This is a genomic window from Halorubrum sp. CSM-61, assembly GCF_003781945.1.
GTDB lineage: Archaea > Halobacteriota > Halobacteria > Halobacteriales > Haloferacaceae > Halorubrum.
In genome coordinates this window covers 1-23552 of the sequence record NZ_RJJW01000004.1, presented here as the reverse complement: position 1 = coordinate 23552, position 23552 = coordinate 1, and the positions used below count along the sequence as shown (strand labels likewise).

Sequence of the window (23552 nt, the reverse complement as noted above, 5' to 3'; positions counted from 1 at the left end):
GTTTCGAGGGTCCGAGCGGTGAAAAAACCGCGGGCGCGCGGAGCCGACGGCGACCGATTCCGGATCCCTAGCGACCGGCGAAAGCCAAAAGCCCGTCTGTCCCCCACGAACGGTATGAACGAGCCCGGCACCGAGGGCGTGCTGTTGGATCAGGAGACGCTCCACGATCGGCTCGACGGCGCGCCCGGCTGGCTGCAGGAGCATTACCGTACCTTCCGCGAGTCGATGCTCGGCGAGCGTGACGGCTCCCCGTTCCCCTGCTACTTCGGCATCGAGGTCGAGCGCGAGGGCGACCTGCTGTACGCCGCCTGCGAGTCGACCACCGACCCCGTGGCCCTGCTCCGGTTCCGCGACGCGCTCCGGGAGTACCTCGACGCGTACGCGGACCACGCCGACCGCGCCCCGCTGGCGGTGTTCTTCCGGCCGCCGGAGGGCGACCCCGGCGAGGCGCACTACCACGAGCGGCTCTGGCACGTCCTCGAGTTCCTCCACGTCCACGACCCCGAGCCGTGGCCCGACGACATCCCGACCGACCCCGACACGCCCCGATTCGAGTTCTGCTTCGGCGGCGAGCCGCTGTTCCCGACCTCGCGGGCGCCGTTTTACGACGAGCGCAACAGCCGGTACTCGCCGGTCGGCCTCGAGATAACCTTCCAGCCGCGAGCCGTCTTCGACGGGCTCACAGCCGACACGGAGGCGGGCGAGCGCGCCCGAGAGGCGATCCGCGACCGCATGGGCGAGTACGACGGAGTCTGCCCCCACGCCGATCTGGGCGACTGGGGTGTCGAGGGCGACCGCGAGTGGAAGCAGTACCTGTTCCGCGAGGACGACGACGCGAGCCCTGACGCCTGTCCCCTGAACCCGACCCGCGACCACCCGAAGGCGCCCGAGGCGCTGCTGGAACGAGGCGCGTGGCGCCGGCTCGCCGAATCGCCCCCGCCCGGCGACGACGCCGCGACGCTGACCGCGGGGCTCGGCGATGACTGACACGTCGAAGTCCGAGGGCTCCGCCGCGGACCGCGGCGGCGACGCCCCCGTGATCGCCGACGACGCCGTCCTCCTCCTGATCGACTTCCAGACCGGCTTCGACGAGCCGGGGTGGGGCGAGCGCAACAACCCCGACGCGGAGTCGGTCGCGGCCGCGCTCCTCGAGCGGTGGCGCGAGGCGGACCGCCCGGTCGCGCACGTGCGCCACGCCTCGACGGAGCCCGACTCACCCCTGCGCCCGGACGCGCCGGGGTTCGCGTGGAAGCCGGAGACCGCGCCCGCGGCGGGCGAGCCGACCTTCGAGAAGTCGATCAACGGCGCGCTCCTCGACTCCGGGCTCGACGAGTGGCTCCGAGAGGCGGGCCACGAGTCGCTCGTCGTCTGCGGGCTCACCACCGACCACTGCGTCTCGACGACCGTCCGGACCGCCGAGAACCGGGGGTACGACGTCTCCGTCGTCGCCGACGCGACCGCGACTCACGCCCGGACGACCCGCGACGGCGACCGGATCGATCCGGAAACCTCCCACCGCGTCGCCCTCGCGCACCTCGACGGCGAGTTCGCGACGGTCGTCGAGAGCGGCGATCTCCTTCGCAGTTGACCGAAAGCCCATATGTCCACCCGGGGAACCGTCGACCGTGTTCCGCGGGACCCCGAACTGCCCGGAGTGCGGGAGTCGATTCCTCGTCACCTCCATCCGGATGAACGGCGGGTACGTCCCGCCGCCGGACATGTCCGTCTACCGCTGTTACCGGTGTTTCGCGAAGTTCACCGACGAGGACGTGGCGGAGGCCGAGGACGGTGCCGGCGTCGACGACGGTGAAACCTCGGAGACGGGCCCCCCGGTCCGCGTCGCCGACGTCGACGTCGCGGTCTCGCGGACCGGTGAGAAGCGCGCGGTCGACCGGTTCGACCTCGTCCTCCGCAACGACGGCACCGAACCGGTCCGGGTGGCGCGGACCACGCTCGCGTTCCCCGACGGGGAGGAGTCGGTCGTGCCGGTCGATCCCGTCGTCCTCGACCCCGACGAGACGGCGACCGTCGCGGTCCCCCGCGACTGGCTCCATGCCGGACAGGACGCGGTGACGGTCCGGCTCGTCGGTGACGGCGACGTAGTCGGGTCGGTCCGCGTCGCCGACCTCGACTGAGCCCGCCGTCCGCGGTCGCCCCCCGGCGAGGTCAGTCGTCGTCGGCCACCTCCGCGGCGCCCCCGGCTCCGTCCCCGCCGTTCGCGCGGTCGGCCGCGTTCGCGAACATCCCCCGTCGCGTCGTGTACGCGAAGTACGCGCCCAGTCCGAGGAAGCCGACGACGTTCGAGGCGGCGACCGCCCAGAAGACGGCCTCGACCCCCCAGCCGAGCCCGGGCGCGACCGCGACGCCGAACGCGCCGAACGTCGCGGTCGCGGGCACCGCGGCGACCGCGATGGGGAACCGGATCGCCCAGTACTTGACCAGGTCCGCGACGAAGGAGGTCCGAGTGCGAGAGGCGCCGTTGAAGCCGGCCAGCAGGGTGTATGTCCCGCCGAGCGCCCAGTAGGAGGCGCCGAGGATCCGGAGGTACGTGACCGCGAGGTCCCGGCCCGTCGCGGTGAGGTCGGGGGCGAGCAGGTCGGCGATCGCCCCGGCGAACAGGAACTGGGCGGCGCCGAGCGCGAGGAAGCCGACGACGACCATCCCGGTGCCGACGGTCGTCGTCCGCCGGGCGCGGCGCGGGGCGGCCGCGCCGAGGTTCTGGCCGATCATCGACTGGGCCGCCTGCTGTACCCCGAGCGCGGGGACGACCGCGAGCGTGGCCACGCGCGCGCCGACCGTGTACGCCGCGACGCCGGCCGCGCCGCCGGCGAGCGCGACCAGCCCCACGACGAGCACGCGCACCAGCTCGCTCACCCCGCGCTGGCCGCCGAGCGGGGCCCCGACCGCGACGACCTCGCGCACCGCAGCACGGTCGACGGCGAACGCGTCGCGGGTGAGCCGGAACGTGTCCCGTCCGATCCCGGCCGCGTACGCGGTCACGTGGACCAGTCCGACCACGCCCGCGACGACCGTCCCGAGGGCCGCGCCCGCGACCCCGAGCGCCGGGACCGGACCGACGCCGAAGATGAGCACGGGCGCCGCGACGAGGTTGGCGAGGACGCCGGCGACGCTCACCTGGAGGACGGCCCGCGTGTCGCCGTAGGCGGTGAAGCAGTTCTCCACGGTGTCGCCGACCGCGCCGAGCGGGAGGACGGCGACGACGATCGCGAGGTACGTCGCCGTGGTGCCGGCCAAGGCGGGGTCCGCGCCGAGGAGCCGCACCAGATCCTCGGCGTAGACGACGACGGGGACCGCGATCGCGCCGGTGACCGCGAGCGCGACGAGCGCGCCGTTGACCGCGACGCGCCGCGCCCCGGAATCGTCCCCGTCGCCGACGCGCTGGGCGACGAGGATCTGCGTTCCGACCGCGGCGACGACCACCGCCGCGCCGAGGAACGACTGGACCGGGAGGCTGAGCCCGACCGCGGCGACCGCGTCCTCGCTCACCCGGCCGAGCCAGAACGTGTCGACGAGCGCGTTGGCGACGTACACGAGGTTCTGGGCGACCAGCGGGGCCGCGAGCAGTACGAGCACTCGTCCCACCGGCCCGTCGGTGATCGCCTCGCGGTCGACGTCGAACATCGAATAGTTACGTATCGAACAGGTATAATAAAAATATATTGGTGTTAGATAGTATACTCTTCTCGGGGCGTGCGGTCGGTCAGGTCCGGGCGATGGAGGTCCGGCCGATGCCGATCGGATCCTCACGTTTTTGCACTCGGCCGCCGTGGCCCCGGTATGCAACGCGGCCGTCGGAAGCCGGACTGGCTGAAGTCGCGTCCCCCGTCCGGTTCCCGGTTCACGGAGATCAAGGAGCGCCTCCGCGAGCGCGACCTCCACACGGTCTGCGAGGAGGCGAACTGCCCGAACATGGGCGAGTGTTGGTCCGGCCGGGACGGCCCGGGGACGGCGACGTTCATGCTCATGGGCGACCGCTGCTCGCGCGGGTGTAACTTCTGTGACGTGGAGACGGGCGGGATGGAGCCGCTCGACCCGGACGAGCCCGCGAATGTCGCGGACGCGGTCGCCGAGATCGGGCTCGACTACGTCGTGCTCACGTCGGTCGACCGCGACGACCTCGCGGACGGCGGGTCGGCGCACTTCGCCGAGACGATCCGCGAGATCAAGCGGCGTGACCCGGAGATCCTCGTCGAGACCCTCATTCCCGACTTCCAGGGCGACCCCGAGGCGATCGACCGGATCGTCGACGCCGGCCCGGACGTGATCGCCCACAACGTCGAGACGGTCGAGCGCCTCCAGTGGCCGGTCCGGGACCGGCGGGCGAACTACGAGCAGTCGCTCGCGGTGCTCGATCGGGTGGACCGAGAGTCCGACGTCCACACCAAGACGAGCCTCATGCTCGGCGTCGGCGAGTACGACCACGAGGTGTACCGCACCCTCGGCGACCTCCGCGAGGTCGGGGTCGACGTGGTCACCTTCGGTCAGTACCTCCAACCCTCTCGCTCGCACCTCGACGTGTTCGAGTACGTCCACCCCGACGTCTTCGAGACGTGGCGTGCCGTCGCCGAAACCGAGTTCGACTTCCTCTACTGCGCGTCCGGGCCGATGGTCCGCTCCTCGTACAAGGCCGGCGAGCTGTTCGTCGAGGCGCTGCTCCGGGAGGGGCGTTCGCCGGAGGACGCCCGGCGTCACGCGCGGGCCGCGGGCGGCGACTGACGCAGGTCGAGGAAATACCTCGTTCTGACAGCTGTCTTGCGTTTTCGAGGTATCGACTTTTGTCGGAACAGCGAGTTATTTACCTCTCCACGACTCACCCTGCGTCAGTGAGACGCACACATGGGAACAACTGATTCGTCGATCGTCGACTCGGCGCGGGCCCGGCCGGGGCTTCTCCTCGTCGCTCTCCTCGGCGGCCTGCTCCTCGTCGACCTCGCCGCGAAGCTCGCCGGGGTCTCTCTCGGTCCGGTCGGCGGGGCGCTCTCGGCCGATCGGCTCGGGTCGAACCTCTGGAGCGGGGTCGTGATCGGGCTCGTAATCGGGCTCGCCGGAATCGGACTCTCGATGACGTACAGCATCCTCTCGTTCGCGAACTTCTCGCACGGCGATCTCTTAAGCACCGGGGCGTTCACCGGTTGGGGCGTCGCGTTCCTGATCGCCGGGGTCGGCGACGTGCCGCTCCGAGCGCTGTTGACCGTTCGCGACGCCGGGAGTGCGACATCGGGCGACATCGGCGCGCACATCCTCTCGACGCCGATCGCGATACTCCTCGGACTGCTCGCGGCGTTCGCGGCCACCGCCGTCGTCGCGCTGGCGCTCGACCGGGCGTTCTACAAGCCGATGCGGGATCGCGACGGGATCTCGATCCTCATCGCGTCGATCGGCGCCGCGCTGATCGTCCGCTACGTGATCCAGTTCGTCTACGGCTCCGACCGGCGGGGCGTCACGGCGAGCGTCGAGGCCTCGAACCTGGCGTTCGCCCCGCTCGGGCTCTCCGTCAACGCCCACGACCTGACCATCGCCGTCGCCGCGATCGGGCTCATGCTCGCGATGCACTTCATGCTCCAGCGCACGAAGCTCGGCACCGCGATGCGGGCGATGGCCGACAACAAGGACCTGGCCCTCGTCACCGGCATCCCGGCCGAGCGCGTCGTCACCGCGACGTGGATCATCGGCGGCGGGCTCGCGGGCGCCTCGGGGTACCTCTACGTCCTGCTGCGCGGGACGATCCAGTTCGACTTCGGCTGGCTGCTGCTCCTGTTGATCTTCGCGGCCGTGATCCTCGGCGGGATCGGGTCGGTGTACGGCGCGATCGCCGGCGGGCTCGTCATCGGGATCGTCTTCACCACGTCCACGATCTGGATCCCCTCCGACTTCAACGAGGCCGCCGCCTTCGCCGTGATGATCACCATGCTCCTGTTGCGCCCCGAGGGGCTCTTCGGAGGTGTTACGACCGCATGAGCGACGCTTCGCCGCCGTCGAGCGACGGGGACGCGCCGGCCGACGGATCGGCCCCGGAGAGCGCGACCGCCGCCCTGATCGACGCCGCCAGACGGAGCGACCTCGGGCTCGTGCTCGGGACGCTCCTCTTAGTCTACCTTGCCGCGACCGTTCTCACCTTCACCGACGGGCTCAACAGCGTCGTCGGGCTGATGCGGACGCTGACGTTCCTCGGGCTCGTGTACGCGCTCGCCGCGCTCGCGTTGAACCTCCAGTGGGGGTACGCCGGGCTGTTCAACATCGGCGTCGCCGGGTTCATGGCGCTCGGCGTCTACACGATGGGGATCGTCGTTCGATCCCCGGACCCGGCGTTCGGGCCGCCCGGATTCGGCCTCCCGCTCCCGGTCGGCATCGCCGCCGGCATGCTGGTGGCCGCCGTCGTGGGGCTGCTCGCGGCGCTCCCGGCGCTCCGGCTCAAGGCCGACTACCTCGCGATCGTCACGCTCGGCATCTCGGAGATCATCCGGCTGTTCCTCCAGTCGAGCGCGTTCGACACGTTCCTCAGGGACGCGCTCGGCGTCGGCACCGGCGGCGGCCGGGGGATGGGAATGCCGCGGAACCCCGTCCGAGACCTGTTCCTCGTCGACGGACAGGCCGGGACGCCGACGGCCCTCGGCGACCTCGTCTTCGGCGTCTTCGGCGAGAGCGGGCTCGGCATCTCCAACACGATCCTGATCGACTGGGGGTACATCGCCGTGCTCGCCGCCTTCGTGATCGGCTTTTACGTCCTGCTCGAACGGCTCGGCCGGTCGCCGTTCGGTCGGACGCTCAAGGCGATCCGGGAGGACGAGCTCGTCGCCGACTCGCTCGGGAAGAACGTGGACCTGATCAAGATCAAGGTGTTCGTCATCGGCTGCGCGCTGATGGGGCTCGCGGGGATCCTCTGGTTCGGCAGCCAGGGCAACGTCTCGCCGACGCCGCAGTTCATGCCCCTCTTGACCTTCTACGTCTTCATCGCCGTCATCATCGGCGGGTCCGGGTCGAACACCGGCGCGGTCCTCGGCGGCATCGTCTTCGCGACCGTGCTCTTCGAGGGGCCGCGCCGCATCGGGGCGGCGCTCCGCGACGTCATCGACGCCCAGACGCCGCCGTCGTTCGGGGACGCGCTGGTCTCGCTGGACCCGACAGCGTTCCTCGCGTACGCGACGGACAACATCGCGCCGCTGCAGTTCGTCTTCCTCGGGCTCATCCTGGTGTTCATCATGCACCGGCGGCCCGACGGGCTACTCGGCGACCGGATCGAGACGGCCGCGGCCGTCGACCTCTCGGAGCGACCCGGCGGGGGTGAGACCGATGAGTAGCGACGTCCCGGACGCGTCCGACATCGCCGACGCGGCGGACGAGGTCGACGCGGCCGACGCGATCACCGACGAGCCCGAGGCGAACGACAGCGCCGTCGAGGAGGCGGCGAAGCACATCCCGTCCGGCGGGACGTCGCCGCTCCGCGTCGAGGGGCTCGTCAAGCGGTTCGGCGGCGTCACGGCGGTCGACGGCGCCACCTTCGAAGTCGAACAGGGGTCGCTGACCGGGCTTATCGGCCCCAACGGGGCCGGCAAGTCGACCACGTTCAACTGCATCACCGGCGTCCACGAGCCGACGGCGGGGTCGGTGTACTTCAAGGGCGAGAACGTCACCGGGCTCGAACCGTACCGGATGGCGCGGAAGGGGCTCGTGCGAACGTTCCAGATCGCCCGCGAGCTCTCGGAGATGACCGTGCTGGAGAACCTGATGCTCGCGCCGAAGGGCCAGATCGGCGAGTCGGCGATCCGGGCGGTCACCCCCGGGCTCCGCGGCGAGGTGATCGAACAGGAGGAGGAGATCCGCGAGCGCGCCTGGGAGACGCTCGACTTCTTCGAGATCGACCACCTCGCGACCGAACACGCCGGCAACCTCTCCGGGGGACAACGGAAGCTGCTGGAGATGGCGCGCGCGCTCATGACCGATCCTGAAGTGGTCCTGCTCGACGAGCCGCTCGCGGGGGTCAACCCCACGCTAGAGGAGAAGCTCCTCGACCGGATCCACCAGCTGCGCGAGGACGGCTACACCTTCCTCCTCGTCGAACACGACATGGACGTCATCATGAACAACTGCGAACACGTCATCGTCATGCACCAGGGAAGCGTTCTCGCCGAGGGGACCGGCGACGAGATACGGAACGACGAACGAGTCATCGAGGCGTACCTGGGGGAGGACATATGAGCGTCGAAGAGAGCGACTCGGGCGACGACACAGCGGCCTCCGCCGAAGCCGACGTCGAGGCGGGAACGACGCACACGCTCGACGGCGACGCGATCCTCCGGCTCCGGGACCTCGACGCCGGCTACGGCGACCTCCAGATCCTCTCCGACGTCGACCTCGACGTCGCCGACGGGGAGTACGTTACCATCGTCGGTCCCAACGGGGCCGGCAAGTCGACGGTGATGAAGACCGTCTTCGGGCTCACGACCTACATGGACGGCATCGTCGAGTTCGAGGGCGAATCGATCCACGGGCTCGCGCCCGAGCAGATCATCCGCGAGGGGATCGGGTTCGTCCCGCAGACGGACAACGTGTTCCCGGGGCTGAGCGTGCGCGAGAATCTGGAGATGGGCGCGTACATCCTCGACGAGGTCCCCGAAGACCGGATCGAGGAGATCTACGACCGCTTCCCGATCCTCCGGGAGCGGAAAGCGCAGAAGGCCGGGACGCTCTCGGGCGGCCAGCGGCAGATGGTCGCGATGGGGCGGGCGCTCATGCTCGACCCCGACCTGCTACTGCTCGACGAGCCCTCCGCGGGGCTCGCGCCCGACCTCGTCGCCGACATGTTCGACCGGATCGACCGGATCAACGACTCGGGGACGGCGGTCCTGATGGTCGAGCAGAACGCCAAGGAGGCGCTGCGGCGCTGCGACCGCGGCTACGTCCTCGTGAACGGGGAGAACCGGTACACCGACCGCGGGGAGGTGCTGCTCGGCGACGAGGACGTGCGGAAGGACTTCCTCGGCGGGTAGCTCGATCGCCCGCACTTCGATCAGCGGGAAGTTCGTTCGGCGAAGTGCCGAGCGGGTTATCGAACTCCCAGTCGGCGACACGTGCCGACCCGAGTGAGATAATACAGACCCAGTGGCGATTGATGCCGAGAGTGGGTGAATCATTGTGGTGGAGTAGTTGTTTATAAGTCGGATTGAGGTGTTGCTGTCGGCTGTTTATACGTCGTCGACGCGGTGACGACCTCCAAAGCCCCAGCCGCTGCGGACGGCGCACGCTCGTTGCGGTCCTCGGTCACTCGCTTCGCTCGTTCCCTGTGGTCCTTACGTCGCCTGCGCCGTCCGCAGCGGCTGCCCCTTTGAGTCCCACCCGACCGCACCGCCCCGCACCTCACGCCCCCCCAACCTCGCCGCGGCCGCCTCCGGCGGCCGCGGGCTCCCTCGCACGCGCTCCTCGTGGCCTGTCGGCCACTCGGAGGCGCGCGCCACCGCACTCGTCGTTTATAAGCGATCGCCACTGTCGCTCATCACCGTTTAAATACCCTCCCCGCCGCCGATCTGCTTCACCCACTCCCGCTATCACTCAAAACCGTCTATCAGCGGCCAGTTCCGCCGGACGACCCGCTATCCGACGACGAAAGCGGAGTTCACGAGAAAAACGGAAATATCGACGGACCGACCGTCGCTACGGGACGCCTACTGGTTCAGCACGCTCGACCACTGGCTGGTGTACGTCGCCTGTGCGGGCTCGAAGGAGACGCGCTCTCCGATGGTCCCGCCGCTCTCCTCGAAGGAGGACACGTACTCCTCCTCGAGCGACTGCCCGTAGGCGTCGTTGAGGTACAGCGTCCCCGAGGACTCGGCGCCGATCGTGTCGCCGCGCGCGAGTTCGGCCATCGCCGGGCCCTGCAGGAGGTCGGACGGCGCGGTCCGGAAGACGTAGTCGTTGTCGTCCAGGTCGGTCACGTCCGGGCTCGTCGAGGACGGCGAGATCCCGACGACGCCGTTGGGGATGTACACCTGGTCGGCCACCTGGAGGTTCACGTTCGAGGCGGCCGGGCCGACGACGGCGCCGTAGCCGGCGTCGACGAGCGCGTTCGCGCCCGAGATCCCCGCCTGCGGGTCCGTCTGCGTGTCCTCGACCCGGGTGTCGACCGTGACGTTCAGGTCGGCGTCGTTGACCTGAATCGCGGCGAGCAGCGCGCCGTCGCGGATCGGACCGCCGAGCGACCCGAGGTCGCCGGTCTCGGGCATCAGCACGCCGATCTTCGCCTCGAACTCCCCGTCGATTCCGACGGGGTCGGCCGCCGGCGCGTTCAGGTCCTCGTCCGAGAGCTCGTTGCCGAACTCGAGGGTGTCGAGCGTGACGATCTCGCCGTCCTGGAAGTCCCGCACGTCGTACGCCGCGGTGGCGATGTCGCCGTTGACGTCGAAGTCGACGCTCGACGACGCCCCGACGTAGTGGACGGGATCGCCGGCGGCGACGGTTTCGACCGCCTCGGGGAGGTTCTCCGGACCGAACTCATCGCCGCCGGGGTTCGCGACGGTCCGGATCCGGTCGCGGATGGCCTCGCCGTCGTTCTCGCCCGCGGCGGTCGCCGCGAGGATCTCGACCGCCATCGCGTCGTAGGCCTGCGCGGTGAACACGCCCGGCGCGGTGTCGTACTCCTCCTCGTAGGAACTGGTGAAAAAGTCCGCGCCCGGACCGCCCGCGGACGGCGCGGTCCCGATGACGTTGTTCATGTCGTTGTCGACCTCGCCGGGGAGGTCGCTGTCGATCAGCCCGTCCGGCACGATGATGTCGAGGTCCGGCACGTCGCTGGCGAAATCGGAGTAGAAGTCGCGGAACAGCTGGATGCCCGACTCCGGGAAGCCGACGACCATCACGGCGTCCGGCGCGTCGCCGCCGGATCCGCCGTCGGAACCGTCGCTTCCGTCGGAGCCGTCGGACCCGTCGCTTCCGTCGGAGCCGTCGCCTCCGTCCGAGGTGTCGCCTCCGTCGCTGCCGTCGCCGCTCTCGGTCGAGCAACCGGCGAGTGCCGCGATGCCGGCCACTCCGGCGCCCTTGAGTACGTCGCGTCGCTGTATCCTTCGCGTCATTCTGTTACGCCATACCATACGTGAGCTTATAAGAGTATCCACGCCCACAAATACCACAGCAGCCCGATCCGTTCCGACGATGGGGGGTGTGACGCGTTCGAGACGCCGGCTCTCGGGCGTCCGCGTCATTCGCCGATCGCGGCGAAACCCCCGTTAGTTATAGATATCAATCATGTCTCGCCGGGGCGTCCCAGTTCGGTCCGCCGCGAGGGCGCGGTCGACGACGGCGAGCGGGTCGGGGTCAGTACCCCTGCGCGTTCCCGTCCTTGCGCGGCTCGGTCGCCGCCGAGAGGACGCCGTCCCGACACCGCGCGATCTGGGCGCCGCCGAACATGACCGGCGGGAGCGTCGAGACGTCGTGGTCCTTCCGGGCCAGCTTCGCGGCGGTCCCCCCGTCGACGTGGGGTTCGAGCGCTAACTCGCCGCTCTCCCGGTAGCGCCACCGCGGCTCGTCGAGCGCCCGCTGGAGCGGCATCCCGTAGTCGACGACGTTCGAGACCACCTGCACGTGCCCCTGCGGCTGCATGTACCCGCCCATCACGCCGAAGGCGGCCCAGTCGTCCTCGTCGAACCGGATCAGTCCGGGGATCAGGGTGTGGAACGGCCGCTTCCCCGGTTCGAGGCGGTTCGGGTGGTCCGGGTCGAGCGAGAACGACGCGCCGCGGTTCTGGAGGGCGATCCCCGTCTCGCCCGCGACGAGCCCGGAGCCGAACCCGGCGAACCGCGAGTTGATGTAGGAGACGACGTTTCCCGCCTCGTCGGCGACCGTCAGCAGGACGGTGTCGGCGTCCTCCGCGTTGGCGTCGGGGACGCCGAAGCTCACGTCGCGGTTGGCCGTCTCGCCGACCTCGCTCGCCCTGCGCTCCGCCCAGTCCGCGGACGCGAGCGGGGGGATCTCCTCGTAGCTCGGGTCGGTGATGTACCGATGGCCGTCGTGGAACGCCACCTTCAGCGCCTCTGCGAAGTAGTGGACGCGCTCCGGGCTGTCGTAGTCGTACTCGCCGGCGCCCAGCTCGGCCGCGACGTTGAGCGCCTCCAGCGCGATGAGCCCCTGGTTGTTCGGCGGGAGCTCGTACACCTCCGCGCCGTTGTACGTCGTCGAGACCGGGTCCGGCCATTCCACCTCGAAGTCCGCGAGGTCGTCGACCGTCATGAACCCGCCCGCCGCCTGCACCTCCGCGGCGATGGCCTCGGCGATCTCGCCCTCGTAGACGGCGTCGGCCCCCTCCTCGGCGATCAGCTCCAACGACTCGCCGAGCCGGGGGAGCGTCACCCGTTCCCCGACCGCGGGCGACTCCCCGCCGAAGAGGTACGCCTCGCGGGCGTGGTCGCTCTCGAAGAGGTCCTCCCCGTGGCTCCACGCGTCCGCGATCACCTCGCTGACCGGGTACCCCTCCGTCGCGTAGCGGATCGCCGGCTGCAGGAGGCGATCAAGGCCGAATTCGCCGAACCGCTCGGCGGTCGCCTCCCACCCGCGGGCGGTCCCCGGAACCGTCACCGTCTGCGCCCCCGTCATCGGCATCTCGACCGCGCTCGGATCGTCCTCGTCAACGTCGTCGTCGGCCGCGAGCGCCGCTCTGGCGTTCTCGATCGTCGCGTCGGCGGGCGCGCCGCCGCAGGCGCGCATGGCGCCGACCTCGCCGTCGGCGGTGCGGTACAGCGCGAACACGTCGCCGCCCAGCCCCGTCGACGTGGGCTCGACGACGTTGAGCGCGGCGGCGGTCGCCACCGCGGCGTCGAACGCGTTCCCGCCGTCCCGGAGCACCTCGATCCCCGCCTCGCTCGCGAGCGGTTGGCTCGTGGCGACCACGCCTCGCTGTCCGTACACCGTCGAGCGCCGAGAGCCGAACCGGTCCACGTCTGGGTCCATGAACACACCTTCACCGGCGCCCTGTTAAACGTCCGCCCGGACAGTTCCGGTGTGGGCCCGTTCAGTGCTCGCCGGCGAGCCGACCCCGAGTCGTCGCCTCGTCGCGTGCGATCGGAGAATAATCCGGCCTTACTCGTTTTCAGGCCGTATAACTAATCGAACGGCACCACCATTCAGGGTATGGACAGTACAACCATACCGTCGGTCGATCAACTGCTCCAGTCGGGAATAGAGCTCTCGATGCCGCTACAGTTCTCGGGCGACTTCCTCGAGCTCGCGGTGTTGTTCTTCATCATCGCGATCGTCGCGGCGGTCCTCGGCGCGCGCGGCGTCGCCGGCCTCTCGATGACCGTCGCGAAGTGGCTCGTCATCGTCTTCCTCGTGCTGGCCGTGATCTCGCTCCTGCTCTGACCTCCCCGGCGGCCGGTCCCGGGGCCCCCCGCGGCGCGTGAGATCGCGGTGGCTGGGGGATAACGGGGGCGCCTTCCGCGCGTCTTGAGTGGCTTCACGTCGGAAGGGCCCGCGCTCGCACCGAGAAACGGCATCGACGCGGTTGGGGCGTTTCGTTTTATCCGAGACGCGAGCGGCTAAAAGCCCTTTCAGATGCTAGCAGTGAGTTCACGCTCTGAGCGGTCACCTAGCTAGATCCCGCGTGGGTAACCCTCGGAGTTCACAATGGTAGAGATAGGATTCACGCTGTCGAGCGAGGAGCATCACCCGAGCGAACTGGTCGAGTACGCGGAGCGGGCGGAGGAGGCCGGGTTCGACTTCCTCTCCGTCTCGGACCACTTCCATCCGTGGGTCAGCGAGCAGGGCCACTCCCCGTTCGTGTGGTCGACGCTGGGCGGGGTCGCGGCGGCGACCGACGAGATCGACGTGGGCGTGGGCGTCTCGGCGCCGATCATCCGCTTTCATCCGGCGATCTACGCGCAGGCCGCCGGCACCGCCGCCGCGATGTTCGACGGCCGCGAGTTCTACGCGGGCGTCGGGACCGGCGAGAACCTGAACGAACACGTGCTGGGCGATCGCTGGCCGGCCCACGCCGTTCGGCTGGAGATGCTCGAGGAGGCCGTCGACGTGATCCGGAAGCTCTGGACCGGTCGAGAGGTCAGCCACTACGGGGAGCATTACACCGTCGAGAACGCGAAGCTGTTCACCCTCCCCGAGGAGACCCCGCCGATCTGCGTCTCCGCGTACGGCGAGCGGACCGCCCGCGCCGCGGCCGGGTTCGGCGACGGGTTCTGGTCGGTCGGCCCGCAGGAGGTCGTCGACGTCTGGGAGGAGGAGGGCGGGGAGGGCCCCCGCTTCTGTCAGCTCCAGGCGTGCGTCGGCGACAGCGAGGAGAAGGCCGTCGCGACCGCCTACGAGAAGTGGCCGAACAGCGAGCTCCCGGGCGAGCTGAGCACCGAGCTGGCGACGCCGTCGCTCTTCGAACAGGCGGTCGAGTCGCTCTCGGCGGACGACGTCGCCGAGGGGAGCATCATCACGGACCCCGACCCGCAGGCCCACATCGACAGCATTCAGACGGCGATCGACGCCGGCTACGACCACGTCTACACCATGCAGATCGGCGACGATCAGGCGGCACTGATCGACATGTACCGGGAGGAGGTCCTCCCGTCGTTCTCCTGACTGGCTCCGCGGGCCGGCTCTCGTCCCGCAGAACCTGCGGTAGCCGGCGGGGTTCGTCGCCGGAGCCCCGCATTATTCCTCCGGTCGACACGATCCCTTGCAGTTGCAGCCACACCGCTCAATCCGGTCGCTCCCCACCTACGGGGTGTCGTATCGGACTGCGTGCGCGACGGACGCGACGACCGAAACGAGGACCCCTTCAAATGACCACAGAACAGCGGAACGAGAGGCGCGATCGATCGATCGAGCCCCAACGGTCGTCCCCGTCGCCGGAGACGGGAGTCGCCGGCGACCGAGCGAAGCGGGCGGCCTCCCTCGGCGTCGGTGCGATGCTCCTCCTCCGGGGGATCCGGCGGCGGTCCGCCCGGGGGCTCGTACTGGCACTCGTCGGCGTCGGCGTCCTCGCCCGGACGCTGTTGGGCGGCGTCGGTCTCGATCGGACGGGTATCGCTCGGCACCTGAATCGGCTGCCCAAGGTCGATCGGGCCGAAACGGCGGCTTTCAGCCGCTCGGTGACGATCGGCGAGTCCCCGGACGAACTCTACGACGCCTGGCGCGATCCGGACGTGTTGTCTCAGGTGATGGGCCACTTCGCGGAGGTCACGCCGATCGACGAGGACCGTCACCGCTGGACGGTTTCCGGCCCGGCCGACGCAGAGTTCTCCTGGGAGACTCGGATCGTCGAGGCGGAGCCGGGAGCGCTCGTCCGCTGGGAGACGACGGGCGACGCGTCGGCGTCGAACGGCGGCTCGGTCCGGTTCCGACCGGCGCCCGGCGGCCGCGGTACGGTCGTCTCCCTGTCGCTCACGTTCGAGCCGCCGGGCGAGACGCTCGGAGCCGCGACGCTAGAGCGACTGGACGTCGTCCCCGAGACGCTCGCCGGCCACGCGTTGGGTCGGTTCAAGAGCCTCGTCGAGAGCGGGGAGATCGCGACGCTCGAGGGGAACCCCTCGGGCCGCGGTGCGGGAGATCTGCTATGAGGAGGATCCACCAATGAGAGCACTCACCTGGCACGGGAAGGAGGACGTACGAGTCGAGAACGTCCCGCGGCCCGAGATCGTCAATCCGAACGACGCGATAATCGAGATCACGGCCACCGCGATCTGCGGGTCGGACCTCCACCTCTACAACGGGAAGATGCCCTCGATGCGAGAGGGCGACGTGATCGGTCACGAGCCCATGGGCGAGGTGGTCGAGGTCGGCAGCGACGTCGAGACCCTCGAAGAGGGCGACCGAGTCGTCGTCCCCTTCACGATCAGCTGCGGGTCGTGCTGGTTCTGCGAGAGCGATCTCTACTCGCTGTGTGACAACTCCAACCCGAACGCGGAGATGGCCCGGAAGATGATGGGCCAGTCGCCCGCGGGCCTGTACGGCTACTCGCACCTCACGGGCGGATACGCGGGCGCGCAGGCGGAGTACCTCCGGGTCCCCTACGCCGACGTGGGGCCGATCACGGTCGATTCGGGGCTCTCCGACGAGGAGGTCCTGTTCCTCTCGGACGTCTTCCCGACCGGCTACATGGCCGCGGAGAACGCCGACATCGAGGAGAACGACACCGTCGCCGTCTGGGGGTGCGGACCGGTCGGACAGTTCGCCGTCCAGAGCGCCCGAATGCTCGGCGCCGAGCGCGTCGTGGCGATCGACCGGGTCCCCGAGCGCCTCGAGATGGCCCGCGAACACGGCGACGCGGAGACGATCCACTTCGAGGAGGAGGACGTGTACGACCGGCTGATGGAGATGACCGGCGACCGCGGGCCGGACGGGTGCATCGACGCGGTCGGCACCGAGGCGCACGGGACCGGCCTGAGCGGGGTTTCCGACCGCGTCAAGCAGCGAGCGCACCTCGAGGACGACAGCCCCCACGTGCTCCGGCAGGCGATAAAGTCCTGCAGGAAGGGCGGAACGGTCTCGGTTCCGGGCGTGTACGTCGGTCGCGTCGACAACCTCCCGTTCGGCTCGGTGATGAACAAGGCCCTGACGATCAAGTCGGGGCAGACGCACGTCCAGCGCTACCTCGACCCGCTCTTAGCGCGGATCGAGGACGGCGACATCGACCCCTCCTTCATCGTCACGGACCGGGCTCCGCTGGAGAAAGGCCCGGAGCTGTACGACAAGTTCGATCGGAAGGACGACGGCTGTATCAAGGTCGTTCTGGAGCCGTAGGGAGGGGGTGATCCGAGGCCGCCGACGCTCTCGGACGCGCGGTGCCGGTGGCCGTCCCGCCGTTCGATCGCTGATGCGAGCGGCTCTGTCAAAATCCCGTTCTTCAGGTATAAACCGGGCTGAAACGCCCGGTCGCTGAAGAGTGCTTGTTGATCGAGTACGGGAGTACGTATCGCACATTTATCGAGTGGTTGTTTATAAGGGATCGAGTGGTGTTGCTGGCGGCTGTTTATAAGCCCACGGCGGCTTTGCGGTGAACACCTCCAAAGCCCCAGCCGCTGAGGGCGGCTCACGCTCGCTGCGCGCCTCACTCGGTCGCGTTGCTCCCTCGTTACGGTGCTTGCGTCGCCTGAGCCGTCCTCAGCGGCTGCCCCTTTGAGTCCCCTACCGCTCCGCACCGCTGGAAGACGGCCGCCTCGCTGCGCTCGGCGCTGCGACTTCCATGCTCCCGCTCGCTCCGCTCGCGGGACCGCAGCCTCACGCCTCCCCAGCCTCGTCGCTGGCGGCTGTCGCCGCCAGCGACTCCCTCGCGGGCTGGCTCGCGGCCGCCGGTGGCGGCCGCTCGCAGGCGCGCCGACTGCATCGCACTTTATAAGAGATGTCGTTGTCGCTCCCAGTTGTTTAAATACTTACTCGCCGGCACCGATCTGCAATACCCACTCCCGAAATCGCTCGTCGCTGTGTCTGTATTGACCGCGACCGGGTCAGAGACATCAATTGCCGCGGGTTTCAACGGAGCGAGGTGAGTGGGTCACGGCGACGACGGATCACAGTCCGGCGGCTCTCGAACCGACTCGATCGGACAAAAAACGCCGCGCGCTCGAAGTCTGCCGAGAGGCTCCGCGACCGCCGTCAGTCCGCCGCGGTCTCGGTGACCTTCTCGTAGTCGTAGTCGTCGACGAACCCGGAGAGCTTGTCGAGCGCCTCTTTCTCTTCCTCCAGGTTCTCGTGAAGCAGGTCGCCGACGTCGTCCATGCCGAGGCGTTCGGCGAGCAGCGCCAGGTTCCCGTAGGCGGCGATCTCGTAGTGTTCGGTCTTCTGCCCCGCGATCAGGTTGTGCAGGGTGAGCACGTCCCCGCTGGGGTCCTCCTCCTCGACGAAGGTCTCGTGTTCTTTGATCAGGCCCTCGATGCCGTCGCACTCCTCGGTATCGGGCACCATGTCGAGCGTCTCGAAGACCTTGTCGAGGCGCTCGATCTGGCCCTGCGTCTCCTCGCGGTGCTCGGCGAACGCCTGAGCGATCTCGCTCTCCTCGGTCTGGTCTTCGAGGGTCTGAAGCGCGTCGAGCAGCTCCCCTTCGGCGTAGTAGATGTCTTCGAGGCCGTGAACGAACAGGTCTCGGAGGTTGGATACTGTCATGGGTTCCACCTCGAAGGAGGGGCGGCGCGAAAATAGCGTGAGAGCCTGCAAACGCAAGGCAACGGTGCTCGGTACCGGCGATCGCGGTCTAATCGGAATTGCAGTATCTCGGTATACCCCCCGTTCAGGCGTCGAAGAGGGGCTATACGGTAGCACGTCGCCTGCGCAGTGAACGACTCGCGGACCCGTCGACGCGTGGTTATTAGCCGCGTGCGCACGTCGTCTGCGGCGTGGACACGCTCACCCCCGACGAGACCTCCCTCTCGATCCGAAGCGTCACCACCGGGATCGTCGCGGCGTCGCTGTCCGCGGTCCTGGTCGCTCCGGCCCTCGTCGTCCCCGCGTACGGTCGGGTTCTCATCACCGTCCTCCTCGCGGGGTGCACCGCCGCGGGCGGTCGGCTCCTCGCCGCGACGGCGGTGGCGGCCGGGCGACGCGATCCCCCCGCGGCACCGCCGCGAGAGGAGTGGCCCTCGGTCAGCCTCGTCGTCACCGCGTACAACGAGGCCGACGTTCTCGGCGAGACGATCGACGCCTGCACCGGCGTCGACTACCCCGCGGACCGACTGGAGGTGATCGTCGGCTACGAGTCGGCCTCGACCGACGGGACGGCGGCGGTCGCGGAGGCGGCGGCCGAGGCCGATCCGCGGGTGACCGCCGTCGAGCGCACCGCCCCGCCGGGCGGGAAAGCGAGCGCGACGAACGACGCGATGGCGGCGGCCACCGGTGAGGTGGTCGCGGTGTTGGACGCCGACCAGCGCTTGGAACCCGGCGCGGTCGCCCGCGCGGTCCGGTGGTTCGCCGGCGACGAGTCGGTGTGGTGCGTGAAGGGTCGGTGCCGGGGAACGAACCCCCGCGAGTCGCTCGTCGCGCTCGTCGCCACCGTCGAGCGGAACCTGGTCGAGCGGACCGAGTTCGTCGCCCGCGACCGCCTGGGCGGGTTCGCCATCTTCACCGGCGGACAGGCGTTCGTCCGGCGCGCCGCGCTCGACGCGGTGGGACGGTTCGACGAGTCGGTCCTCCTCGAGGACCTCGACATGGCCTACCGCCTCCAGCGCGCCGGCGGCACGGTCAGGGTCGATCCCGGCGTCGTGACCGCGGAGCGCAACCCCGTCGGCGTCTCCGCCTGGTGGCACCAGCGCAAGCGGTGGGCCCGCGGCGGCATGCAGGTCGCCCGCCGGTACCTCGGGACCGACCTCCTCTCCGGGCCGCCCGGGATCGCCGCTCGCGTCGACTTCGCCGCCACGCTCGGGGCGCTCCTGACGATCCCGCTGTTGGTCCTCGCCGCACCAGTGGGGGCACTCGTCGGGTGGAACGGGTACGCGCCCCCGGCGCTCGCCGGCCGGCTCTGGGCCTTCGTGTTCCTCGCGCCGCTGGCGGCGTCGTACGCCACGCTCGCCGTCGACGCGCGGGAGGGGCAACGGCGCGACGCGGTGGAGTACGCGGGTCCTCTCCTCCTGTGGCCGTACGTCTTCGTGCAGACGCAGGCCATCGTCGCCTCGTTCCTCGGCGAGTTCGTCCTCCGGCGACCGACGCGCTACGTGACGAGTGCGAGCGACGACACCGAGGGGTGATCGAACGACGACGCGGGGCGGTGACCGAGCGACGACGCCGAGTAACACCGCGTTAACGCCGAACCGATCGCGAAACGGTGTCGGTAGTTAACTGATGATCTCCCCAACGCTGCGTCCATGTCCGACGACACCGATCGCGCCGCGTGGCAGGTGACGACAGACCGCGAGCGGATACGGGAGTGGGGCGAGGAGCACGAGACGGTTCCGGTACTCGCGGAAGGGGCGGACGGCGCCGACCTACGGCTGCTCGCCGACCCCGACGACGAGCGCGGCGAAGAGCTCTCGTGGGACCGGTTCTTCGAGCGCTTCGAGTCCGAATCGCTGGCCCTCCGGTACCGGGAGACCGCGACTCGGGGGGACGGTCAGCCGGCCTACGAGTTCGTCGACAGGGACGAGATCGCCGACCCGAACGACGGCGGAGCGGAGAACCCGGACGCCCCCGATGCACGCACGGGCGAGAACGACGACGACGACGAAAAACAGTCGACGCCCCCGGGGACGGACGGGACCGGCGTCACGCAGGCCGACAGCGAGACGGCCGTCCGCACCGACGAGGCCGCCCAGGAGAGCGAGACGCCGACCGCGGACGCGGAACCGGACGACCCGGAGGAGCGGGACACCGCGATGTCGGAGTCGTCGCGCGCCGTCGAGACGGGCGCGTTCGTCCTCAACGAGATCCACGAGTCGCGGGGGCTCGGAGACGACGTCGAGGACGAGTACGTGACGTTCCGGAACACGGGCGAGGAGGCGCTGGACCTCTCGGGCTGGGTCGTCGAGAACGAGGCGGGCGAGCGGTTCGCCTTCCCCGACGGGTTCACCCTCGACGCCGGTCAGAGCGTCACGCTGCACAGCGGTCGCGGCTCCGACACCGAGACCGACGTCCACTGGGGCGCCGCGAGCGGGGTCTGGGACGACGACGGCGACACGATCACCGTCCGGACCGCGGACGGGCGAGAGGTGCTTCGAGAGCCGTATCTGAAGTGACTCCGACCCTCGACGCCCAACGGACGACGGCCGGCGGCGGGAGTTCGACCGCTAGTCGACTTCCTCCACCGCGAACTCGTCGGCGAAGGCGTCCACAGTCACTTTGAGCATGCCGATGACGACGGGGCCATAGAAGATGCCCATGAAACCGATGACGTAGATACCGCCGAGGACGCCGATGATAATGACGCTCGGGTTGATTTTCGCGTACCGATCGACGACGATCGGTCGGAGGTAATCGTCGGAAAAGCCGACAACGATTGCCCCCCATGCGAAGAGGCCGACGGCCAGCGTAAGCTGGCCGTTCAGGAAGAGGTAGACGGCAGCCGGCCCCCACACGAGGAACGAGCCGACGATCGGCAGCAGCGAGAGGACGGTCATCACAGCCGTCCAGAACGTGGCGTTCGGGATGCCGACCACTATCAGGCCGAGGCCGGCGAGCAGACCCTGTACCAACGCGACGAGGACGTGGCCGAACAGGACCGCTTTCAGGATGCGATCGAGCTCGTCGTAGTACTCGCTCTGTGTGTCGTCGGGCAGCGGCATCCGGGCGCGGAGCCACTCGAAGAACTCCTCGCGGTCCTTTAGGAAGTAGAACAAAAGGAACAGCGTCAGCCCCACACCGATGGAGGTGTGGGTGATCGCTCCCACCACGTTCACCACACTGTCGACCTGAACGTCACTGGCCGCCGATTGCAGCGAACTGGTGAGGTCGACGTTTCTCCCAGCGAGATCCTGGATACGCTCCTCCAGAGGAGCGAGAGTGACGTTCCCCTCGCTAATGTCTCGAAGGAGGCCGATAGCGTCCGACGCGGTCTGACGGACGACGTACACGAACGGCAGGACGACCGTGACCGACGACACGAGTACGATGGCCATGGCCGATTTGCCCGCACCCATCCGGTCCTCCAAGCGTTTCTGAACGGGCAAGAAGAGGACCGTTAGTAACACCGCAAGGAGGAAGAAGTTGAGGAACGGCAACACGTGCGCTACCGTCAGCGCGAGGAGAACGATAAAGGTGAACAGGAAGACGCTTTTCGATGGGCGCATATCAGTTCGGGACTGCGCAGGCGGAAAAGTAGTCGCCCGATGTCGCATACGGATTTTTCGGCTACCGCGGTTACGAGCGTCGTAACGTCAGTTCGTGGCGAGTGCGGGGACGAGAATTTTCCTCAGAACCGTGGCGGAACGCCGGCCTCGGCACTCGAACCAGTAAATATTACCGACCTACGAGCTACTCTGCCAAATTCGATTTCAAAAACAGGGCTTACGCATGAAAGGTTTCTCGCATTTTAATAAGGTAGTTCATCGTCCCTCATTCACCTTCTGCTTCTAGCCACAATCAGGGCACTCTCGCCATACCAAGCGGTTCTATTTGACATAAAACTAATGAAAAATTATTTATGTAGATCTCTACCTTGTGATTTACCCATACCCGTCAAGACCATTTCATCTTGGTCTTCTGCCACTCATAGTTGGCTACAATGTGTTTTTCAAGTATGAACGATAAACACGTTTTTCAATCACAATTTGGAGGAAGGACGAGTGCACCCCTGTTTCGGGAACACTACTAGCAACCCGGAATACTCTCCCAAAAACTATTTTCAGACTCGAACTTATAATTCAATTAGAGGTGTTACTCAGTAGGTCTCCGTGTTAAAACGGAACCCTTGCCTTCCTAATAGGCAGTCGGGTCAAATTTTACTTGAACACCATATTTTTCAGCAAGTATTTCACCAGCACCCGAATCTAAATTTGTAATTCTCCTAATAATTGAAACACCTGCTTGTTCTGACTCTTCTGTTGACGGGATAGGCAGCGATGAAGTGCGAAGGACCCCTGCTAGGTATGCTTCAAGAAAGTCAACCTCATCCCCTGCACCATGTGCTCTACCTTTAACAATCTCAGTTCTTCTCGCATTGATATAGTCTACCAACCTTTCGGCGGATAGAACCTCGACAATCGATTCTAAATCATATACTGAGCACACATATGGCAATTCGTTGTCGGAATATCCTGTTAGCAACTTCGGGAATTCCCTGGTTGCCAGCTGGTCATAATGCGTGGCTGTAATTATGACAGGTTCATAGTTTTCAATTCCATTTGGATCCAAAGAAAATGGAGTTTCTGTCTCAATTTCTGTTCCCGACCCAACTTGCTTTAACGCAGTAATTGCTTTTGTGACCTGTTCTGTTGCTTTTCCAACTCCGGCTTCGCTATCAATTGTGTCTGACCGAATAGCTCATCCGTCTTTAGTTAAGTCTCACACCTCGGTTGTGTAGCGGTAGCGAGCGTCTCTTGTAAGATTGGTCGTTGCTGGTGGATCTTTTGAGCGTCTTCGATCAGCCGGTCGAGCAGCTGCGGCGGTGAGTAGCCGAGGAACTCACCGAGTTCGTGGAGAATGAGCTGGGCGTGCGACCGGAAGGTCGCCGCCCAGCGCTCTGTCGGAAACACAAGCTCATCATCCGCCTGCTCAGTGACTAGATCCAACAGATCGCGGCTTACAAGCAGCGACAGCAGCGCTGCGTACAATAAGATCCTCACCACGTGTTCGTCACTCGTGTCGAACTCGTCCAATTCGTACTGCGTCTTCAGCTCCCGGAACAGCAACTCAACTTCCCACCGACAGCGGTAGATCTCCGCTAAATCCGCCGGAAAGAACTCCTCCCTAGCTAAATTCGTCATGTACAGGTGGTAGTCGTCGGCGTCCTCGTTGCGGACGCCGACGACGCGAAATCGCTTCGTATCCAGCGACTGTGTCCCATTGTACGGCCCCCGTTTGAATTCGACTTCGACCTCCACATCGATGTATTTCCGGTCAAGGTCATCGAGAACAGCTCGGAGCTGCTTGCCCTCTAAGGGAATGGCGCGGCCGCGCCATTCCCG

21 protein-coding genes are annotated in these 23552 nt (G+C 67.6%); 14 read left to right on the top strand and 7 right to left on the bottom strand.

Annotated features, from left to right (window positions below; translation table 11 throughout):
• The first annotated feature begins 114 nt into the window (after positions 1 to 114).
• From EDM04_RS08060 to EDM04_RS08050, 3 genes are read left to right on the top strand one after another with little or no spacing between them, the layout of a single operon-like run.
• Positions 115 to 987 carry a YqcI/YcgG family protein gene (locus tag EDM04_RS08060; RefSeq protein ID WP_123620945.1) on the top strand — a complete coding sequence of 291 codons (873 nt, stop codon included), beginning with the start codon at positions 115 to 117 and terminating at the stop codon, positions 985 to 987.
• Positions 980 to 1588, top strand: coding sequence for a cysteine hydrolase family protein (locus EDM04_RS08055; protein WP_123620943.1), 609 nt, complete (start codon positions 980 to 982; stop codon positions 1586 to 1588). Before EDM04_RS08060 ends, EDM04_RS08055 begins: the two co-directional genes overlap by 8 nt.
• A gap of 37 nt (positions 1589 to 1625) precedes the next feature.
• Positions 1626 to 2135 carry a hypothetical protein gene (locus EDM04_RS08050; RefSeq protein WP_123620941.1) on the top strand — a complete coding sequence of 170 codons (510 nt, stop codon included), beginning with the start codon at positions 1626 to 1628 and terminating at the stop codon, positions 2133 to 2135.
• A gap of 31 nt (positions 2136 to 2166) precedes the next feature.
• Here the strand turns inward: EDM04_RS08050 and EDM04_RS08045 are convergent, their stop codons facing one another.
• Positions 2167 to 3642: an MATE family efflux transporter gene (locus EDM04_RS08045; protein ID WP_123620939.1), complete on the bottom strand. Its 1476-nt coding sequence runs from the start codon at positions 3640 to 3642 to the stop codon at positions 2167 to 2169.
• Positions 3643 to 3798: 156 nt separating this feature from the next.
• On the opposite strand from EDM04_RS08045, the gene lipA reads away from it, so the two are divergent.
• The 5 genes from lipA to EDM04_RS08020 all read left to right on the top strand — a co-directional run bounded on the left by lipA (position 3799) and on the right by EDM04_RS08020 (position 9008).
• Positions 3799 to 4737 (top strand): lipoyl synthase, encoded by a 939-nt coding sequence (gene lipA, locus EDM04_RS08040; protein WP_123620937.1) that lies wholly within the window; start codon positions 3799 to 3801, stop codon positions 4735 to 4737.
• A 120-nt stretch (positions 4738 to 4857) separates the two neighbouring features.
• A complete protein-coding gene (locus EDM04_RS08035; RefSeq protein WP_123620935.1) occupies positions 4858 to 5979 on the top strand; it encodes a branched-chain amino acid ABC transporter permease in 1122 nt (373 codons plus the stop codon).
• Positions 5976 to 7319 carry a branched-chain amino acid ABC transporter permease gene (locus tag EDM04_RS08030; protein WP_123620933.1) on the top strand — a complete coding sequence of 448 codons (1344 nt, stop codon included), beginning with the start codon at positions 5976 to 5978 and terminating at the stop codon, positions 7317 to 7319. Before EDM04_RS08035 ends, EDM04_RS08030 begins: the two co-directional genes overlap by 4 nt.
• A complete protein-coding gene (locus EDM04_RS08025) occupies positions 7312 to 8217 on the top strand; it encodes an ABC transporter ATP-binding protein (protein ID WP_123620931.1) in 906 nt (301 codons plus the stop codon). The genes EDM04_RS08030 and EDM04_RS08025 overlap by 8 nt, the downstream gene beginning before the upstream one ends.
• A complete protein-coding gene (locus EDM04_RS08020) occupies positions 8214 to 9008 on the top strand; it encodes an ABC transporter ATP-binding protein (protein WP_123620929.1) in 795 nt (264 codons plus the stop codon). Before EDM04_RS08025 ends, EDM04_RS08020 begins: the two co-directional genes overlap by 4 nt.
• A gap of 672 nt (positions 9009 to 9680) precedes the next feature.
• Here the strand turns inward: EDM04_RS08020 and EDM04_RS08015 are convergent.
• Both EDM04_RS08015 and ggt read right to left on the bottom strand, forming a co-directional pair.
• Positions 9681 to 11084, bottom strand: a complete 1404-nt coding sequence (locus EDM04_RS08015; RefSeq protein ID WP_123620927.1) for an ABC transporter substrate-binding protein — start codon at positions 11082 to 11084, stop codon at positions 9681 to 9683.
• A gap of 241 nt (positions 11085 to 11325) precedes the next feature.
• The gene (ggt, locus tag EDM04_RS08010; protein ID WP_123620925.1) at positions 11326 to 12954 is read right to left on the bottom strand and encodes a gamma-glutamyltransferase; all 1629 of its coding nucleotides are present in this window, start codon (positions 12952 to 12954) and stop codon (positions 11326 to 11328) included.
• 180 nt (positions 12955 to 13134) lie between these two features.
• Here ggt and EDM04_RS08005 point away from each other — a divergent pair, with 180 nt between their 5' ends.
• The 4 genes from EDM04_RS08005 (at position 13135) to EDM04_RS07990 (ending at position 16749) form a co-directional block, all read left to right on the top strand.
• Positions 13135 to 13365 carry a DUF1328 domain-containing protein gene (locus tag EDM04_RS08005; RefSeq protein ID WP_123620923.1) on the top strand — a complete coding sequence of 77 codons (231 nt, stop codon included), beginning with the start codon at positions 13135 to 13137 and terminating at the stop codon, positions 13363 to 13365.
• Between the two features lie 264 nt (positions 13366 to 13629).
• A complete protein-coding gene (locus tag EDM04_RS08000; RefSeq protein WP_123620921.1) occupies positions 13630 to 14586 on the top strand; it encodes a TIGR03557 family F420-dependent LLM class oxidoreductase in 957 nt (318 codons plus the stop codon).
• Between the two features lie 203 nt (positions 14587 to 14789).
• Positions 14790 to 15566 (top strand): SRPBCC family protein, encoded by a 777-nt coding sequence (locus EDM04_RS07995; protein ID WP_123620919.1) that lies wholly within the window; start codon positions 14790 to 14792, stop codon positions 15564 to 15566.
• A gap of 13 nt (positions 15567 to 15579) precedes the next feature.
• Entirely contained in the window at positions 15580 to 16749 is a 1170-nt protein-coding gene (locus EDM04_RS07990) for a zinc-dependent alcohol dehydrogenase (protein ID WP_123620917.1), read from the top strand.
• Between the two features lie 852 nt (positions 16750 to 17601).
• Here the strand turns inward: EDM04_RS07990 and EDM04_RS07985 are convergent.
• Positions 17602 to 18108: a ferritin-like domain-containing protein gene (locus EDM04_RS07985; protein WP_123620915.1), complete on the bottom strand. Its 507-nt coding sequence runs from the start codon at positions 18106 to 18108 to the stop codon at positions 17602 to 17604.
• Between the two features lie 230 nt (positions 18109 to 18338).
• On the opposite strand from EDM04_RS07985, the gene EDM04_RS07980 reads away from it, so the two are divergent.
• Both EDM04_RS07980 and EDM04_RS07975 read left to right on the top strand, forming a co-directional pair.
• Positions 18339 to 19682, top strand: a complete 1344-nt coding sequence (locus EDM04_RS07980) for a glycosyltransferase family 2 protein (protein WP_123620913.1) — start codon at positions 18339 to 18341, stop codon at positions 19680 to 19682.
• 117 nt (positions 19683 to 19799) lie between these two features.
• Positions 19800 to 20666 (top strand): lamin tail domain-containing protein, encoded by an 867-nt coding sequence (locus EDM04_RS07975; protein WP_123620911.1) that lies wholly within the window; start codon positions 19800 to 19802, stop codon positions 20664 to 20666.
• Positions 20667 to 20717: 51 nt separating this feature from the next.
• On the opposite strand, the gene EDM04_RS07970 is transcribed toward EDM04_RS07975, so the two are convergent.
• The 3 genes from EDM04_RS07970 to EDM04_RS07960 form a co-directional block, all read right to left on the bottom strand.
• Positions 20718 to 21716 (bottom strand): AI-2E family transporter, encoded by a 999-nt coding sequence (locus EDM04_RS07970; protein WP_123620909.1) that lies wholly within the window; start codon positions 21714 to 21716, stop codon positions 20718 to 20720.
• Between the two features lie 628 nt (positions 21717 to 22344).
• Positions 22345 to 22779, bottom strand: a complete 435-nt coding sequence (locus EDM04_RS07965; protein ID WP_123620907.1) for a hypothetical protein — start codon at positions 22777 to 22779, stop codon at positions 22345 to 22347.
• A gap of 143 nt (positions 22780 to 22922) precedes the next feature.
• A partial coding sequence (locus EDM04_RS07960) for a transposase (protein WP_164471108.1) occupies positions 22923 to 23552 on the bottom strand: 630 nt, incomplete at its 5' end.

Excerpts from the sequence above, each read along its gene's own strand:
- EDM04_RS08060 (WP_123620945.1), top strand. The coding sequence starts at position 115 with ATGAACGAGCCCGGCACCGAGGGCGTGCTGTTGGATCAGGAGACGCTC.
- EDM04_RS08055 (WP_123620943.1), top strand. The coding sequence starts at position 980 with ATGACTGACACGTCGAAGTCCGAGGGCTCCGCCGCGGACCGCGGCGGC.
- EDM04_RS08045 (WP_123620939.1), bottom strand. The coding sequence starts at position 3,642 with ATGTTCGACGTCGACCGCGAGGCGATCACCGACGGGCCGGTGGGACGA.
- lipA (WP_123620937.1), top strand. The coding sequence starts at position 3,799 with ATGCAACGCGGCCGTCGGAAGCCGGACTGGCTGAAGTCGCGTCCCCCG.
- EDM04_RS08035 (WP_123620935.1), top strand. The coding sequence starts at position 4,858 with ATGGGAACAACTGATTCGTCGATCGTCGACTCGGCGCGGGCCCGGCCG.
- EDM04_RS08030 (WP_123620933.1), top strand. The coding sequence starts at position 5,976 with ATGAGCGACGCTTCGCCGCCGTCGAGCGACGGGGACGCGCCGGCCGAC.
- EDM04_RS08025 (WP_123620931.1), top strand. The coding sequence starts at position 7,312 with ATGAGTAGCGACGTCCCGGACGCGTCCGACATCGCCGACGCGGCGGAC.
- EDM04_RS08020 (WP_123620929.1), top strand. The coding sequence starts at position 8,214 with ATGAGCGTCGAAGAGAGCGACTCGGGCGACGACACAGCGGCCTCCGCC.
- EDM04_RS08015 (WP_123620927.1), bottom strand. The coding sequence starts at position 11,084 with ATGACGCGAAGGATACAGCGACGCGACGTACTCAAGGGCGCCGGAGTG.
- ggt (WP_123620925.1), bottom strand. The coding sequence starts at position 12,954 with ATGGACCCAGACGTGGACCGGTTCGGCTCTCGGCGCTCGACGGTGTAC.
- EDM04_RS08005 (WP_123620923.1), top strand. The coding sequence starts at position 13,135 with ATGGACAGTACAACCATACCGTCGGTCGATCAACTGCTCCAGTCGGGA.
- EDM04_RS08000 (WP_123620921.1), top strand. The coding sequence starts at position 13,630 with ATGGTAGAGATAGGATTCACGCTGTCGAGCGAGGAGCATCACCCGAGC.
- EDM04_RS07995 (WP_123620919.1), top strand. The coding sequence starts at position 14,790 with ATGACCACAGAACAGCGGAACGAGAGGCGCGATCGATCGATCGAGCCC.
- EDM04_RS07990 (WP_123620917.1), top strand. The coding sequence starts at position 15,580 with ATGAGAGCACTCACCTGGCACGGGAAGGAGGACGTACGAGTCGAGAAC.
- EDM04_RS07985 (WP_123620915.1), bottom strand. The coding sequence starts at position 18,108 with ATGACAGTATCCAACCTCCGAGACCTGTTCGTTCACGGCCTCGAAGAC.
- EDM04_RS07975 (WP_123620911.1), top strand. The coding sequence starts at position 19,800 with ATGTCCGACGACACCGATCGCGCCGCGTGGCAGGTGACGACAGACCGC.
- EDM04_RS07970 (WP_123620909.1), bottom strand. The coding sequence starts at position 21,716 with ATGCGCCCATCGAAAAGCGTCTTCCTGTTCACCTTTATCGTTCTCCTC.